13 protein-coding genes are annotated in these 15,196 nt (G+C 72.4%); 3 read left to right on the top strand and 10 right to left on the bottom strand.

The window, feature by feature from the left end:
- The first annotated feature begins 125 nt into the window (after positions 1-125).
- Positions 126-1,511: an MFS transporter gene (locus ACOKM3_RS27530; protein WP_426903701.1), complete on the top strand. Its 1,386-nt coding sequence runs from the start codon at positions 126-128 to the stop codon at positions 1,509-1,511.
- Here the strand turns inward: ACOKM3_RS27530 and ACOKM3_RS27525 are convergent.
- The 9 genes from ACOKM3_RS27525 to hrcA all read right to left on the bottom strand — a co-directional run bounded on the left by ACOKM3_RS27525 (position 1,463) and on the right by hrcA (position 12,194).
- On the bottom strand, positions 1,463-2,494 hold the full coding sequence (locus tag ACOKM3_RS27525) for an adenosine deaminase (protein ID WP_426903700.1): 1,032 nt from the start codon (positions 2,492-2,494) through the stop codon (positions 1,463-1,465). The two genes, ACOKM3_RS27530 and ACOKM3_RS27525, sit on opposite strands and share 49 nt — an antisense overlap.
- A 33-nt stretch (positions 2,495-2,527) precedes the next feature.
- Positions 2,528-3,436, bottom strand: a complete 909-nt coding sequence (locus ACOKM3_RS27520) for a ribonuclease Z (RefSeq protein WP_426903699.1) — start codon at positions 3,434-3,436, stop codon at positions 2,528-2,530.
- Between the two features lie 3 nt (positions 3,437-3,439).
- Entirely contained in the window at positions 3,440-3,793 is a 354-nt protein-coding gene (locus ACOKM3_RS27515) for a histidine triad nucleotide-binding protein (protein WP_426906912.1), read from the bottom strand.
- 123 nt (positions 3,794-3,916) lie between these two features.
- Positions 3,917-7,132: a S41 family peptidase gene (locus ACOKM3_RS27510; RefSeq protein WP_426903698.1), complete on the bottom strand. Its 3,216-nt coding sequence runs from the start codon at positions 7,130-7,132 to the stop codon at positions 3,917-3,919.
- A 45-nt stretch (positions 7,133-7,177) separates the two neighbouring features.
- Positions 7,178-7,714, bottom strand: coding sequence for a hypothetical protein (locus tag ACOKM3_RS27505; protein WP_426903697.1), 537 nt, complete (start codon positions 7,712-7,714; stop codon positions 7,178-7,180).
- Positions 7,715-7,817: 103 nt separating this feature from the next.
- Positions 7,818-8,564: a 16S rRNA (uracil(1498)-N(3))-methyltransferase gene (locus ACOKM3_RS27500; protein ID WP_426903696.1), complete on the bottom strand. Its 747-nt coding sequence runs from the start codon at positions 8,562-8,564 to the stop codon at positions 7,818-7,820.
- A complete protein-coding gene (locus ACOKM3_RS27495; RefSeq protein WP_426903695.1) occupies positions 8,564-9,637 on the bottom strand; it encodes a nitronate monooxygenase in 1,074 nt (357 codons plus the stop codon). The genes ACOKM3_RS27500 and ACOKM3_RS27495 overlap by 1 nt, the downstream gene beginning before the upstream one ends.
- A gap of 400 nt (positions 9,638-10,037) precedes the next feature.
- Positions 10,038-11,177 (bottom strand): molecular chaperone DnaJ, encoded by a 1,140-nt coding sequence (dnaJ, locus tag ACOKM3_RS27490; protein WP_385757015.1) that lies wholly within the window; start codon positions 11,175-11,177, stop codon positions 10,038-10,040.
- On the bottom strand, positions 11,178-12,194 hold the full coding sequence (hrcA, locus tag ACOKM3_RS27485; RefSeq protein WP_422407266.1) for a heat-inducible transcriptional repressor HrcA: 1,017 nt from the start codon (positions 12,192-12,194) through the stop codon (positions 11,178-11,180).
- A 131-nt stretch (positions 12,195-12,325) separates the two neighbouring features.
- Between hrcA and ACOKM3_RS27480 the strand changes: the two genes are divergently transcribed.
- Complete coding sequence (locus tag ACOKM3_RS27480; protein WP_426903694.1) at positions 12,326-13,066, top strand: MBL fold metallo-hydrolase; 741 nt, start codon at positions 12,326-12,328, stop codon at positions 13,064-13,066.
- A 34-nt stretch (positions 13,067-13,100) separates the two neighbouring features.
- A complete protein-coding gene (locus ACOKM3_RS27475; RefSeq protein ID WP_426903693.1) occupies positions 13,101-13,922 on the top strand; it encodes a DUF3097 domain-containing protein in 822 nt (273 codons plus the stop codon).
- A gap of 33 nt (positions 13,923-13,955) precedes the next feature.
- Here ACOKM3_RS27475 and hemW read toward each other — a convergent pair whose 3' ends face one another.
- The gene (gene hemW / locus ACOKM3_RS27470) at positions 13,956-15,188 is read right to left on the bottom strand and encodes a radical SAM family heme chaperone HemW (RefSeq protein WP_426903692.1); all 1,233 of its coding nucleotides are present in this window, start codon (positions 15,186-15,188) and stop codon (positions 13,956-13,958) included.
- Positions 15,189-15,196: the final 8 nt, after the last annotated feature.

Here is a 15,196-nt window from a genome sequence, read left to right as displayed (position 1 = left end):
ATTGGCCGCGCCCACGTCCCCGGTTCGGTCCCGTTCGCAAAGACGTCGCGCTCCCAACTCACCTGCCTTAGCACCCCCTTGCCCAAAACAGCGTCCAAGGCAAGGGGCCCGTCCTAGGAACGCCCGTGTCCTCGCGCACCTCCCGGCCCGCGCTCATCGCCCTCTTCACGGCCGGCTATCTCGCCGCCTACCTCCTGCCCACCATCGTCGGCAGAGTGGCCTACAGCCTGCGACTCTCCCCCACCCAGGCCGGCCTCATCGGCAGTGCGCTGCTGCTGAGTTCGGCCGCCGCGGGCCTCACGCTCGCGGCCCGCGTCGAACGGGTCGGCGCCCGCCGCGCGGCCCGCGCCGGACTGATCCTCGCCGCCGTCGGCTACGGCACCGCCGCCCTCGCCACCACCACTCCGATACTCGTCGCGGGTGCGATGGTCGGCGGCTTCGGATCGGGTACGGCGACGGCCGTCGCGGCCACCGGGATCGCCGCGCAGAAGGACCCGCACCGCGCCTCCACGCTCGGCCTGCTGAGCGTGTCCGCGCTCGCGTGCGGCCTCTACCTGACCATCCCGCGGATCAGCGAGGGCAGCTCCCTGCCGTTCGCGGCGCTCGCCGCCACCGCGCTCGCCGTGTGGCCCGCCACCCGCGGCCTCGCGGACCCCGCCACCCCGGACAACTGCGCGGCCCAGGCTCCCGACTCGCCGCTCCCCCATGCCCGTTCGGGCCTGCTGCTCGCGGTGACCCTGGTGTGCTGGTCGATGGCGCAGAACGCGCTGTGGGGTGTCAGCAGCCGCATCGGCACCGAACAGGCCGGCCTGTCCGAGGTCGCGGTCGGCTCGGTCTTCGCGGTGGCGCTCGGCGTCGGGCTGCTCGGCGTGATCGGCGCGGGCGCGGTCGGCGTCCGCCTGGGCCGCGCGCTGCCCATCGGGGCGGGCACGGCGGCGATCGCCTGCTGCGTCCTGCTCAGCGCCCGCGCGGACGGCCTCGCGTCCTTCGCCTCGGGCGAGATCGCCTGGAACACCCTCTACCCGGTGGTCCTGTCGTACGTCCTCGGCCTCGCGGCCTCGCTCGACCCGCGCGGCCGCTGGGCGGTCCTCATCGGCTCGGCGTCCTCGCTCGGCACGGCCTGCGGCCCGCTGGCCGGCAGCGTCCTGTCCCAGTCGGTGGGCTTCCCCGTGATGGGCGCGGTGCTCGCCGTCGCGCTGCTGCTGCTCGCGGTGCCGCTGACCGCGGTGACCCTGCACACCGGTGGCCGCCCGCTGTTCGCGGGGGCGGCACGGCGCCACAGTGGTGCCCCGGTCGGCGCGATCGTGCCGCCGTCGGGTGTGCTGGAGCAGCCGGTGGTCGAGCTGTTCGACATCGAGGTGCCCACGGCCCCGGCGCCCGCGTTCACGACGTTCACGGCGGTGGGCCCCGACGGCGTGGAGCCGGAGCCCCAGCCGTCGGTGCCGGAACACTGGCCGTCGGGTCAGCCGGAGATGTCGTCCAGCTCGTACGCCTCGACCTCGGCGATGTAACGCGCCCTGCGCGCCTCGTCCTCCTCGCCGCCGTCGAGGAACGACGCCACGAACGAGTTGCGGGCCAGCTCCCGCACTCGGTCGTGGTCGAGTGCGAGGGCCTCGTGGACGGCGTGGAAGGTGTCGCCGACGTAGCCGCCGAAGTAGGACGGGTCGTCGGAGTTGACCGTGCACAGCAGGCCCGCGTCCATCATCTTGGCCAGCGGGTGGTCCTCCAGCATGTCGATGGTGCGCAGCCGCACGTTCGACAGCGGGCACAGCGTGAGCGGGATCCGGTCCCGTACGAGGCGTTCCACCAGCTGCGGGTCCTCCAGGGACCGCAGCCCGTGGTCGACGCGCTCGACGCCGAGGACGTCCAGGGCCTCCCACACGTACGACGGGTCGCCCTCCTCGCCCGCGTGCGCGACCTTGCGCAGACCGAGCTCGCCGGCGGCCGCGTACACGTCTCGGAACTTGGACGCCGGGTTGCCGACCTCCGCGGAGTCGAGCCCGACGCCGACGATCCTGTCGAGGTACGGCTTCGCGGCCTCCAGGGTCTCCATCGCCGACTCGGCGGACTGGTCGCGCAGGAAGCAGAGGATCAGCTTGGTGGAGATCCCGTGCCGCTCCTCGCTGCGCGCGAGCGCCCGGTGCAGCCCCTCGACGACGGTGCCCATCCCCACGCCCCGCGCCGCGTGCGCCTGCGGGTCGAAGAAGATCTCGGCGTGCCGCACGCCCTGCTCGGCGGCGCGCGCGAGATAGGCGTCGGCGAGCGCCTCGAAGTCGTCCTCGGTGACGAGGACGGCCATCAGCGAGTAGTAGAGATCGAGGAAGGACTGGAGGTCGGCGAAGAGATACGCCTTCCGCAGCTCCTCGGTGTCGGCGTACGGCAGCGTGATGCCGTTGCGTGCGGCGAGTTCGAAGGCGAGCTCGGGTTCGAGGGTGCCTTCGATGTGCAGGTGAAGCTCGGCCTTGGGGATGCGCGCGAGTGGTGCGAGTGACATCCGACCAGCGTACGCAGGGCCGGATGCCTTGGCTCAGCGACGCTTCGGTACGGGGACGCGGTCCAGGTCGCGGGCGACCGTCAGCTCCCCGTCGAACCCGGCGGCGCGGGCCTGCCGCGCGAACTCCGCCGGGTCGGTGTAGCGCTGGCTGAAGTGGGTGAGGACGAGGTGCCGCACACCGGCGTCCCGGGCGACGCGGGCGGCCTGCCCAGCGGTCAAGTGCCCGTGATCGCCGGCGAGTTGATGATCCTCATCGAGGAAAGTCGACTCGATGACGAGCAGATCGCAGCCCTCGGCGAGCACCTCCACGCCCTCGCACAGCCGGGTGTCCATCACGAACGCGACGCGCTGCCCGCGCCGCACCTCGCTCACCTCGTCGAGCGTGACACCCGCGAGGGCGCCCTCCTTCTGCAGCCGCCCGACGTCGGGCCCCTTGATGCCGTGCGCGGCGAGCCGCTCGGGCAGCATGCGGCGCCCGTCGGGCTCGACGAGGCGGTAGCCGTACGACTCGACGGGGTGCGAAAGACGCCGTGCTTCGAGGCGGTACGCGGGGGTGTCCGCGAGCACCGCGCCCTCCCCGGCCACCGGTTCCTCCGCGATGTCGACGGTCTCCCGGTACGCGGTGGAGTAGCGCAGCCGGTCGAAGAACCGCTGCCCGGACGCCGGGTAGTGCGCGGTCACCGGGTGCGGCACCCGGTCGAGGTTGATCCGCTGGATGACGCCCGCGAGGCCGAGGGAGTGGTCGCCGTGGAAGTGCGTGACGCAGATCCGGTTCAGGTCGTGCGCGGCCACGCCGGCGCGCAGCATCTGCCGCTGGGTGCCCTCGCCGGGATCGAAGAGGATGCCCTCGCTGTCCCAGCGGAGCAGATAGCCGTTGTGGTTGCGCTGCCGGGTCGGCACCTGGCTGGCGGTGCCGAGCACGACGAATTCCCTTACGGACATGGGTTATCCGGGGGGCCACTGGAGGCCGCGGCCGCCCAGCACGTGGGCGTGCGCGTGGAAGACGGTCTGGCCCGCGCCGCTGCCGGTGTTGAACACGATCCGGTAGCTGTCCAGCTTCTCCTCCTTGGCGACCTCGCCGGCCTCGCGCAGCACGTCCGCGGCGATGGCCGGTTCGGCGGCGGCGAGGGAGGCGGCGTCCGGGTGGTGGACACGGGGGATGACCAGGACGTGGGTGGGCGCCTGGGGGTTGATGTCCCGGAACGCGACGGTGGACTCCGTCTCGCGGACCAGTGTGGCGGGGACGTCCCCCGCGACAATCTTGCAGAACAGGCAGTCCGCCTGCGGTTCCCCGGCCATTTCGGTCCCCTCGGTGCTGGTGTGTGGGTACGTCGGCATCGTATCGATCAGACGGGCCTGATCCTTAAGCCCCTGCGGCGATTGAGCAGCGGGGTCCGGGGCGGAGCCCCGTGGGCGTAACCACTACTGCGCAGACGGGCGCGGCAGCGTGGGTGCGGACCTGGCCGGGTTCTCCTCCAGCGCCGCCAGCGCGATGCGCACCGCCTCGTCCAGTTGCGGGTCACGCCCCGCCGCCGCGTCCTGCGGGGCCATCACCACCTCCACGTCGGGATCCACCCCGTGGTTCTCGAGCCCCCACCCGTAACCCTCCATCCACGTCGCATACTTCGGCTGCGTGACCAACGTCCCGTCGACGAGCCGGTACCGGCTGTCGATGCCGATGACGCCACCCCACGTACGTACACCCACCACCGGCCCGATCCCGAGCGCCTTGATCGCCGCGTTGACGATGTCGCCGTCCGAGCCGGAGAACTCGTTGGCCACCGCCACGACAGGACCGCGCGGCGCGTCCATCGGATACGTGAACGGGCGGCTGCCCCGCGGTACATCCCAGCCCACCACCCGCCGCGCCAACTTCTCCACGACGAGCTGCGACGTGTGCCCGCCCCGGTTCTCCCGGACGTCCACGACAAGCCCCTCCCGCGCCACCTCCACGCTCAGGTCCCGGTGGATCTGGGCCCAGCCCGGCGCCTGCATGTCCGGGACGTGGAGGTAACCGAGCCGCCCGCCCGACTGCTCGTGCACGTACGCCCGCCGGTCCGCGACCCACGCGTGGTAGCGCAGGGGTTCCTCGTCGTCGAGCGGCACGACGGTGACGTGCCGCGGGTCGCCGCCACCGGCCGGCGAGACCGTCAGCTCGACCGGCTTGTCGGCGGTGCCGACCAGCAGCGGCGCGGGCCCGGTCACCGGATCGACCGGCCGCCCACCCACCGCCACGATCGCGTCCCCGGCGCGCACCGCGACACCGGGCGCGGTGAGCGGGGAACGGGCGCGCGGATCGGAGGTCTCGGAGGGCAGCACCCGGTCGACGACCCAACTGCCGTCCTCGTGACGGGAGATGTCGGACCCGAGCAGCCCCTGCCGGCGCGCGGAGGACCCCCGACCGCCCCTCGGCGTCACATACGCGTGCGAGGTCCCCAGCTCACCCTGCACCTCCCACAGCAGGTCGACCAGGTCGTCGTGCGTGGCGAGCCGGTCTAGCACCGGCCGGTACCGCTCCAGCACCCCGTCCCAGTCCACCCCGTTCATGTCGGCGCGCCAGAAGTTGTCCCGCATGAGGCGCCCGGCCTCGTCGTACATCTGCCGCCACTCGGCCGCCGGGTCGACGATCTGGCTGACACGGGAGAGGTCGACGGTGATGTTCGTGTCGCTGTCGTCGTCGTGCGCGGGCCGCCGGTCGCTGGGGACCACCTTCAGGACCTCGCCGGTCCACAGCAGCACCCGCTTGCCGTCGCCCGTGACCTCGAAGTGGTCGGCGTCGGCGCCGATCTCCTCGATGCGCTGCTGGGCCAGGTCGTAGCGTTCCAGGCTGCTCTTCGGCTCCGGCGCGTCGAGACCGGCCCGGGAGTCGCCGAGCACGCCGCGCACCGGGTGCCGCAGCCACAGCACGCCGTCCTTGGCCGTCCGCAGCGTGGAGTAGCGCGCGGCCTCCACAGGGAACGGCACGATGCGGTCGAGCAGGCCCTCCAGGTCGACCCGGGTCGCGGGCGCGCCCTCGCTGTCGGGCGTCTCGTCCTTGTCGGGGGTGTCGAAGGGGCGGCCGTGCCGCTGCGGCCCGAACGGGGACGGGGTCGTCGCGGCCAGCGTGATCAGGTGCGGCCGCGAGCCGCTGACGAACGCGAGGTCGAAGGCGTGCTCGTCGTAGACCGGGTCGAAGGAGCGCGCCGACAGGAACGCCAGGTGCTTGCCGTCGAGCGTGAACGCGGGCGCGTAGTCCCGGAAGCGCAGCGGGGTCGCCTCGCTGACGGACAGGTCGGTGGCGTTGGCGAGCTTGAGCTGGCGCAGGTCGTGCGGGCCTGGGTGCGACCAGGCGAGCCACGCCGAGTCCGGCGAGAACGCGAGCCCACTGGCGTTCCCGTCCTCGCTGCGGTCCACCTCCCGTACGTCACCGCTGTCCCGCTCGACGAGCAGCACCCGGCCGTCGTGCGAGGCGACGGCGACGCGGCCGCCGTCCGGCGCCACCGTCAGGGCGAGCACCCGGCCGAGCCGGCCCGCCCCGAGCCTGCGCGGCGTGGCGCCCGGCGCGGCCCCGGTGGCGGGCGCGAACTCCAGGGCGTCGTCGCCCTCGGCGTCCGTCACCCACACGACGTGTTCCTCGCCGTCCACGCGGAAGGTGTGCGGGAGCCGGGCCCGTACGCCCGGTTCGGCGGCGAGCGCGCGGGCGGGGCCCGCACGGTGGGTCACCCAGTGCACGGCGCCGCGCACGTTCACGGCGCTGCCGCGTCCGGTGTGGTCGGGGGACGCGGCGCCGAACCAGTTCGCGGCGTCGACGGGCCGCGGCTGCAGATCGACGCGCTGGCCGCCGAGGCGGATGTCGAGCCGGCGCGCCTCCGCCCCCTCGCCCAAGCCGTCAACGACCCACAGTTCACCGGCACTTGCGTACACGACCCGCGCGCCGTCGGTGGCGGCGTGCCGCGCGTAGAAGCCGTCAACACCACTGTGTCGACGCAGTTCGGTCCCGTCGGGGAGGGAGGAGTAGAGCGCGCCGACGCCCTCGTGGTCGGAGAGGAACGCGACGCGGTCCCCCACCCACATGGGGCACTCGATGTTCCCGTCGAGCTCGGCGTGCAGCCGTACGAAGTCTCCTTCGCCCGACCGGTCGATCCACAACTTGCCCGCCGTGCCGCCCCGGTACCGCTTCCACCAGGCGGCCTCCCGCCCCATCGGCGCGGACAGCAGCAGCACCTGGGACCCGGGCCCGAACGCGACGCCGCCCACGGGCCCGTACGGCAGGGTCTCGGCGGGTCCGCCGTCCAGTGGCACGGCCCGCGCCCAGCTGCGGCGCAGCGAGGCCTGGCCGTGCGTGGTGGTGGCGAGGACCCGCCCGTCGGCCGTCCAGCCGCGCACCTGGGTCGTCCAACTCCCCCAGTGCGTCAGGCGCTTGGCGGGCCCGCCGGACACCGGGGCGATGTGCACCTCCGGCGCTCCGTCGCGGCGCGAGGTCCAGGCGACCGTCTCGCCGTCCGGGGAGAGCCGGGGGCCCGCGACGGGCATGTTGTCGGCGCTGATCCGCCAGGCGCGGCCGCCGTCGAGGGGCGCCGCCCACACGTCGTCCTCGGCGGTGAAGACCACCAACTCGCCGTGCAGGTGCGGAAACCGGAGGTACGCAGGAGTCGTCACCCGGCCCAGCCTAAATTTGGCCGCCGCCCACGTCAGCCCGTCCGATCACTTGCCCTGGTAAGTCGGCGGGGGCGCCGTCACGGTGACGGTCTCGGTGACCGTGTTCGTGGCGCCCGGCGCCGGCTCCTGCGGCGTCGGGTCCTCGGACGGCGCCGGTTGCTGCGATTCCTGCGGGGGCGAAGTGGCGTCGTTCGCCGCGCAGTTGCCGAGCACGCCGACGCTGAACCACACCTTGTTGTCGATACGCCCGATGGTCTTTCCGCGCACGCACTTGCCGGAGACGACCCCGTACACCCACCCCTCCACGGTGATGTCCTTGCCGTCCTTGGTCTTCCCCCGGCACTCGACCTTCACCTCGCCCGACGTGGCGCTGCCGGACGGGGAGCTGCTGCTGTACGTGCCGTTGCAGCTGAGCCAGGCGACCTTGGCGTTCTGCCGGTTCAGCTCGTCGGTGGCCGTCTGGTCGGTGGTGATCGCGACCGTGGACACATTGAGGTCGCCCTCGATCGGCTGGCACGCGACGCCCGTGGCGACGACGGCAGCGACGAGGACCAGTCCGCTGAACCCTCTCGATCCCCGCATGCACGGCAGAATGCCAGCGGACGTACAGCCTCGGTAGTGCGGTTGCAGCCACTGTTGCAGTCACTGTGGGCGCACCCGTCGGACAGGCACCTGTGACAGGTACCTACCCCCACCGTCCCGTACGTCCCAGCAGCAACGCCACCGCCGCCGTACCGGCCGTCGACGTGCGCAGGACGCTCCGGCCGAGCCGCATCGGCCGCGCCCCGGCCTCCTCGAAGACCTTCAACTCCTCGGGCGACACGCCGCCTTCGGGTCCTACGACGAGCACGATCTCGCCGCTGTCCGGGAGTTCGGCCGAAGCCAGTGCCCCGCTCGGGGTGTCCCGGTCCTCGTGCAGCACCGCCGCGAAGTCTGCCCCGGCGAGCAGTGCGGCGACCTCCTTCGTCGTCGCGGCCTCCCCGACGACCGGAAACCGCACCCGCCGCGACTGCTTCCCGGCCTCCCGCGCGGTGGCCCGCCACTTGCCGAGCGCCTTGAGCCCGCGGTCGCCGCGCCACTGCGTGATGCACCGGGAGGCGGCCCACGGCACGATCGCGTCGACGCCGGTCTCGGTCATGGTCTCCACGGCGAGCTCGCCCCGGTCGCCCTTGGGCAGCGCCTGTACGACGGTGATCCGCGGCCGCTCCTCGGGCTCCACCTGGACGGGGCCCGCGTCGACGAGCAGCCGGTCCTTTCCCTCGCTACCGGTGACGACGGCCTCGCACCACGAGCCGAGCCCGTCGGTGAGGGTGATGACCTCCCCGGCCCGCAGCCGCTTCACGGAGACGGCGTGCCGCCCCTCGGGCCCGTCGAGCACATACGCGCGGTCGCCGGGTACTGTCCCTTCGACCACGAAAACGGGAGCGGTCATCAGGCGGCACCCCGCTGCGCCAACGCGGCCTTCGCCGCGTCGAGTTCGGCCGCGAGGACCTCCACGAGCTGCCCCGCCGGGAGCTCCCGCGCGAGCCGGTGCCCCTGGCCCGCCCACAGCGCCATGCCCTGCGGGTCACCGGCCTTGGCGGCGGCCTTGCGCAGCGGCGACGTCATGTAGTGCACCTGCGGGTACGCGGCGGGGGCGTACGGGCCGTGCTCACGCATGAACCGGTTGACGAGCCCGCGGGCGGGCCGCCCGGAGAAGGCACGGGTCAGTTCGGTCCGGGTGAACAGCGGGTTGGTCATGGCCTGCTTGTGCGGCTCCGGTGCCCCGGACTCCGGGGTGACCAGGAACGCGGTGCCGAGCTGTGCGAAGTCGGCGCCGGCCGCGAGCACAGCGGCGATCTGGGCGCCGCGCATGATTCCGCCGGCGGCGATGATGGGCAGCTGCACGGCCTCGCGCACCTGCACGATCAGCGACAGCAGCCCGACCCCGCTCCCGTCGGCCTCGGGGTTGTCCCGGTGCGTGCCCTGATGCCCGCCGGCCTCGATCCCCTGTACGCACACCAGGTCGGCGCCGGCCTCCTGCGCGGCCTGCGCCTCCTCCACCGTCGTGACGGTGACCCCGACCTTCGTGCCGACGCGCTGCAGCGCCTGGACGACCGTGCGCCGGGGGCAGCCGAAGGTGAAGGTGACCAGGGAGACGGGGTCGTCGACGAGGATCGCGAGCTTGGCGTCGTAGCCGTCGTCGCCGCAGTTGTCGGTCTCTCCGAGGGGGGTGCGGTACCAGGTGGCCTCGCCCGAGAGCTGGTTGCGGTAGACCTCGACGGTGGCCGGGTCGGCGTGCTCGGTCTGCGGCATGAAGAGGTTGACGCCGAAGGGCCTGGCGGTCAGCGCCCGCGTCTGTTTGATCTCCTGGTACATCCCGTCGGCCGTTTTGTACCCGGCGGCGAGGAACCCGAGGCCGCCCGCTTCGGTCACGGCGGCGACCAACGCGGGGTGTGAAGCGCCGCCCGCCATGGGGGCCTGCACGATCGGAAGCGGGGAGAGATCGGTCAGTGCGGAGGACATGCCCGCATCGTGCCACGTCCCCCGCGACCAACCGAATCGACGTCACGGGGCTCCACCCCGGACCCCGCTGCTCAAGCGCCGCAGGGGCTGGAAATGCCCACCCGCCGCACGACTCGGAGTGTCCGTAAGCCCGCACACGCGCACGCAAACACCCGGCTCCCGCCCACCTCCCACCACCCGCCCCCTCCGGGGGCGTCGGTCCGACGAGGTGCCGCCACCCGCCTTGGGCAATCTGCCGCCTGGGGCGGCAGGGTGGGCAAGGCGGCACCACGGTGCCGCGCGCCCATGACGACGGGCCCGCCCCCGGCGCAGCGACCGGCAACCCGGCGCCGCGCACCGCGGACACGCGTCGGCCCCCGGTGCCGCACACCGGGGGCCGACCTTGCCTACGACGGCCGACTCAACGGCCGTTGAACGCGTCCTTCAGGCGGGAGAAGAGCCCCTGCTGACCCGGCTGGAACTGCCCCGTGGGCCGCTCCTCGCCGCGCAGCTTGGCAAGCTCCCGCAGCACCCGCTCCTGCTCCGGGTCCAACTTCTGCGGCGTCATGACCTCGACATGCACGATGAGGTCACCACGGCCGCCGCCCCGCAGATGCGTGACACCACGCCCGTGCAGCGGAACCGACTGACCGGACTGCGTGCCCGGCCGGATGTCGATCTCCTCCGTGCCGTCGAGCGTCTCCAGCGGCACCTTCGTGCCGAGGGCCGCCGCCGTCATCGGGATGGTGACCGTGCAGTGCAGATCGTCGCCGCGCCGCTGGAACGTCGGGTGCGGGAGTTCGTGGATCTCCACGTACAGGTCACCGGCGGGGCCGCCACCGGGGCCGACCTCGCCCTCACCCGCGAGCTGGATCCGCGTCCCGTTGTCCACACCGGCCGGGATCTTCACGGTCAGCGTCCGACGGGAGCGGATGCGCCCGTCGCCCGCGCACTCCGGGCACGGAGTGGGCACGACCGTGCCGAAGCCCTGGCACTGCGGGCACGGCCGCGAGGTCATGACCTGGCCGAGGAAGGACCGCGTGACCTGGGAGACCTCACCGCGACCGCGACACATGTCACAGGTCTGGGCGGAGGTCCCGGGCGCGGCGCCCTCACCGCTACAGGTCGTACAGACCACAGCCGTGTCGACCTGGATGTCCTTGGTGGTGCCGAAGGCCGCCTCGTCGAGCTCGACCTCGAGCCGGATCATGGCGTCCTGGCCGCGCCGCGTACGGGACCGGGGCCCGCGCTGCGACGCCGTACCGAAGAACGCGTCCATGATGTCCGAGAAGTTCCCGAACCCACCGGCGCCGAAGCCACCGGCCCCACCGCCTCCGCCGGCCTGCGACAGGGGGTCGCCCCCGAGGTCGTAGACCTGCTTCTTCTGCGGGTCGGAGAGCACCTCGTAGGCGGCGTTGATCTCCTTGAAGCGCTCCTGAGTCTTCGGGTCCGGATTCACATCCGGGTGAAGCTCACGCGCCAGCCTTCGGAAGGCCTTCTTGATTTCGTCCTGGGAAGCGTCGCGGCGCACGCCGAGTACGGCGTAGTAGTCCGTGGCCACTTACGACTCCGCCAGGATCTGTCCGACGTAACGTGCCACTGCGCGTACTGCTCCCATCGTTCCCGGGTAATCCATGCGGGTCGGTCCGACCACGCCGAGCTTGGCCACTGCCTCGCCGCCCGAACCGTAGCCGACCGACACGACGGACGTGGAGTTGAGTCCCTCATGGGCGTTCTCGTGACCGATCCGTACGGCCATGCCCGAATCCCCCAGCTCGCCAAGGAGCTTGAGGAGCACGACCTGCTCCTCCAAGGCTTCCAGGACGGGCCGGATGGTGAGGGGAAAATCATGTCCGAAGCGGGTGAGATTGGCGGTACCGCCGATCATCAGCCGCTCCTCCGTCTCCTCGACGAGTGTCTCCAGAAGAGTGGAGAGCACCGTGGAGACCGTGCCCCGGTCCTCCTGCTCGAAGGCCTCCGGCAGGTCCTGCACCAGCTGCGGCACGTCGGCGAACCTGCGGCCCGCGACACGGCTGTTGAGCCGGGCCCGCAGGTCCGCGAGGGACGATTCGCCGAACGGCGCCGGGCAGTCGATCATCCGCTGCTCCACGCGCCCGGTGTCCGTGATCAGTACGAGCATCAGACGGGCGGGCGCGAGCGAGAGCAGCTCGACATGGCGCACGGTGGACCGGGTCAGGGACGGGTACTGGACGATCGCCACCTGCCGCGTCAGCTGCGCGAGCAGCCGTACGGTGCGTCCGACGACGTCGTCGAGATCGACGGCGCCGTCCAGGAAGTTCTGGATGGCGCGCCGCTCGGGCGCGGCCATCGGCTTCACGGCGGTGAGCTTGTCGACGAACAGGCGGTAGCCCTTGTCGGTGGGGATGCGCCCCGCACTGGTGTGCGGCTGGGCGATGAATCCCTCGTCCTCCAGGGCCGCCATGTCGTTGCGCACGGTCGCCGGCGAGACCCCGAGCTTGTGCCGCTCGGTGAGCGCCTTGGAGCCGACGGGCTCCTCGGTGCCGACGTAGTCCTGGACGATTGCGCGCAGCACTTCGAGCCTGCGTTCATTGAGCATCGGCGCACACCTCCAGAAACAGCCGTTGCGATCATCCTGTCTTTGGCACTCCCTGTGGGCGAGTGCCAATCGTCCCCGGCTCAGTGTACGGCCGGTGGGTACGGGCCCGGCAAGGGCGCTAGCGTCGAGGTATGGAGCTCGCGCAGCGTATCGACTGGTCCTCGGTGGGATGGGAGGGTCTCGCGCCGAACGTGGGGCGGGTGCGGCTGCCCGGCCTCGACTGCACGAGCGGCCTCGTCGTGGGTGAAGACGCGGCGCTCTTGATCGACACCGGATCCTCACTCCGTGAAGGCGCCCGGCTGCGCGCCGACGTCCGTGCGCTCCTCGGGGCGCACCGGAGAGTGACCCATGTCGCGTTGACCCACCCGCACTTCGACCATGTGCTCGGCACGGCCGCGTTCGCGGGCGTCGAGGTGTACGGGGCGGTGGGCATCGACGTCCTCTTCGAGCGCGGCGCCGAGGGGCTGCGCACGGACGCGGTGCGGCACGGCGTCGACCCGGAGGCGGCCACCGAGGCGGTCGACATCCTCGTCACCCCTCGGCACCGGGTGTGCGGCGAGTGGACGCTCGACCTGGGCGGCGGCCTGACGGTGCTGCTCGCGAACATCGGTCCTGCGCACAGCGGCCACGACCTGGCGGTACTGGTTCCGGGGGCCCCGGAGATCGTCTTCTGCGGCGACCTGGTGGAGGAGTCGGGCGAACCGCAGGCGGGCCCGGACGCGGCGCCGCATCACTGGCCCGCGGCGCTCGACCGACTCCTGGACCTGGGCGGCGAGGACGCGGTCTACATCCCCGGGCACGGTTCGGCGGTGAATGCGCAGTTCGTCCGCGCGCAACGCGCCACATTGGCAGCGCGTTTCGGCGTGTCGTAGCCCTGGCCTGCGCTGTTCTCTTATCGTCTGCCGGATGCGCCAGTACTCTGCCGACCTCACGCCCCCGTGGAAGCGGAACAAGCCGGTCCCCGAGGTCCCGGCCGAACCGGACCTCGTCGTCGAAGAGATCTCGACCGGCTTCTGCGGAGCGGTGATCCGGGTCGAGAAGACGGCGCAGGGTCCGACGGTGACCTTGGAGGACCGCTTCGGCAAGCTCCGGGTGTTCCCGATGGAGCCGCGCGGCTTCATGATCGACGGCAAGGTCGTCACCCTCGTACGCCCCTCGGGCCCGGCCCCGACCCGCCCCGCCCGGAGCGCGTCCGGCTCGGTGGCGGTGCCCGGCGCCCGCGCGCGGGTGGCCCGGGCGGGACGCATCTACGTGGAGGGCAAGCACGACGCGGAGCTCATCGAGCGGGTGTGGGGCCACGACCTGCGCATCGAGGGCGTGGCGGTGGAGTTCCTGGAGGGCGTCGACGACCTCCCGGCGGTCGTCGCCGACTTCAGCCCCGGCCCGGACGCCCGCCTCGGCATCCTGGTCGACCACCTGGTTCAGGGCTCGAAGGAATGGCACATCGCCCAATCGGTGACGAGCGAACACGCGCTGGTCGTCGGCCACCCCTACATCGACATCTGGGAAGCGGTGAAGCCGTCCTCGGTCGGCATCGAGGCGTGGCCCCGCGTCCCGCGCGGCCAGGACTGGAAGACGGGCGTGTGCCGGGCGCTGGGCTGGCGGGTGGCCAACACGGGTGAGGCGTGGCAGCACATCCTGTCCCGGGTCCACACGTACAAGGACCTGGAACCGGAACTCCTCGGCCGCGTGGAAGAACTCATCGACTTCGTCACGGCCCCGGCCTGAACCTGCCCGCCGCGTTGCCCACCCCGGCCCAGGTCAATCCACCAGGTCCCGGACCACCGCGTCCGCCAGCAACCGCCCGCGCAGCGTCAGTACCGCGCGGCCCGCGGCGAACGGTTCCGCCTCCAGCAGACCGTCCGCCAAAGCCTTCCGCGCCGCCGCGAGCCCGGCTTCCCGCAGCAATGACAGCGGGCATCCGTCAAGGAGCCGTAGCTCGAGGAGGATCCGCTCGACCCGGCGGTCCTCCTCCGCGAGGATCTCCCGACCGGCCCCCGGCGAACGCCCGTCCGCGAGCGCCGCCGCGTACGCGCCCGGGTGCTTGACGTTCCACCACCGCACCCCGCCCACATGCGAGTGCGCGCCCGGCCCGGCCCCCCACCAGTCCGCCCCGCGCCAGTACAGCTCGTTGTGGAGGCAGCGCCCGGCCTCTGACGTCGCCCAGTTCGACACCTCGTACCAGTCGAACCCCGCCGCCCCGAGCACCTCGTCGGCGATCAGATAGCGGTCCGCGTGCACGTCGTCGTCGGTCATCGGCACCTCGCCGCGCCGGATCCGCCGCGCGAGCTGCGTACCCTCCTCGACGATCAGCGCGTACGCCGAGACGTGGTCAGGACCCGCCCCGAGCGCCGCGTCCAGCGAGGCCCGCCAGTCGTCGTCCGTCTCGCCCGGCGTGCCGTAGATCAGGTCGAGGTTGACGTGCTCGAACCCGGCCGCCCGCGCCTCCGCGACACAGGCCTCGGGCCGCCCCGGCGTATGCGTACGGTCGAGGACCTTCAGCACGTGCTGCCGCGCGCTCTGCATCCCGAACGAGATCCGGTTGAAGCCCCCGGCCCGCAGCTCCGCCAGGTACGCCGGGTCCACCGACTCGGGGTTGGCCTCGGTCGTGACCTCCGCGTCGTCCGCGAGCCCGAACTCGTCGCGGATCGCCCCCAGCATCCGTACGAGGTCGGCGGCCGGCAGCAGCGTCGGCGTACCGCCCCCGACGAACACGGTCCGGACCGGGCGCGGGTCGTCGCCGAGCACCTTCCGGGCCAGGCGTACCTCGTCGATCAGCGTCTCCGCGTAGTTGTCGCGGGACGCGAGCACGCCGCCCGTACCGCGCAGCTCGGTCGCCGTGTACGTGTTGAAGTCGCAGTACCCGCAGCGCGTGGCGCAGTACGGGACGTGCAGGTAGAAGCCGAGGGGGCGCGAGGCGGCGCCGGCCAGGGCGGACGCGGGCAGCGAACCGTCGTCGGGCACGGGCTCACCGTCGGGAAGTGCGGAAGGCATGCCCCCAT

Source organism: Streptomyces nidicola (assembly GCF_050106155.1).
Classification (GTDB): domain Bacteria; phylum Actinomycetota; class Actinomycetes; order Streptomycetales; family Streptomycetaceae; genus Streptomyces.
This window is presented reverse-complemented; position numbering and strand designations above follow the sequence as displayed.

Coding starts and splice junctions, on each gene's coding strand:
- hrcA (WP_422407266.1), bottom strand. CDS start 12,194: ATGCTCAATGAACGCAGGCTCGAAGTGCTGCGCGCAATCGTCCAGGAC.
- ACOKM3_RS27520 (WP_426903699.1), bottom strand. CDS start 3,436: ATGTCCGTAAGGGAATTCGTCGTGCTCGGCACCGCCAGCCAGGTGCCG.
- ACOKM3_RS27505 (WP_426903697.1), bottom strand. CDS start 7,714: ATGCGGGGATCGAGAGGGTTCAGCGGACTGGTCCTCGTCGCTGCCGTC.
- ACOKM3_RS27480 (WP_426903694.1), top strand. CDS start 12,326: ATGGAGCTCGCGCAGCGTATCGACTGGTCCTCGGTGGGATGGGAGGGT.
- ACOKM3_RS27500 (WP_426903696.1), bottom strand. CDS start 8,564: ATGACCGCTCCCGTTTTCGTGGTCGAAGGGACAGTACCCGGCGACCGC.
- ACOKM3_RS27525 (WP_426903700.1), bottom strand. CDS start 2,494: ATGTCACTCGCACCACTCGCGCGCATCCCCAAGGCCGAGCTTCACCTG.
- ACOKM3_RS27475 (WP_426903693.1), top strand. CDS start 13,101: ATGCGCCAGTACTCTGCCGACCTCACGCCCCCGTGGAAGCGGAACAAG.
- ACOKM3_RS27515 (WP_426906912.1), bottom strand. CDS start 3,793: ATGGCCGGGGAACCGCAGGCGGACTGCCTGTTCTGCAAGATTGTCGCG.
- hemW (WP_426903692.1), bottom strand. CDS start 15,188: ATGCCTTCCGCACTTCCCGACGGTGAGCCCGTGCCCGACGACGGTTCG.
- ACOKM3_RS27495 (WP_426903695.1), bottom strand. CDS start 9,637: ATGTCCTCCGCACTGACCGATCTCTCCCCGCTTCCGATCGTGCAGGCC.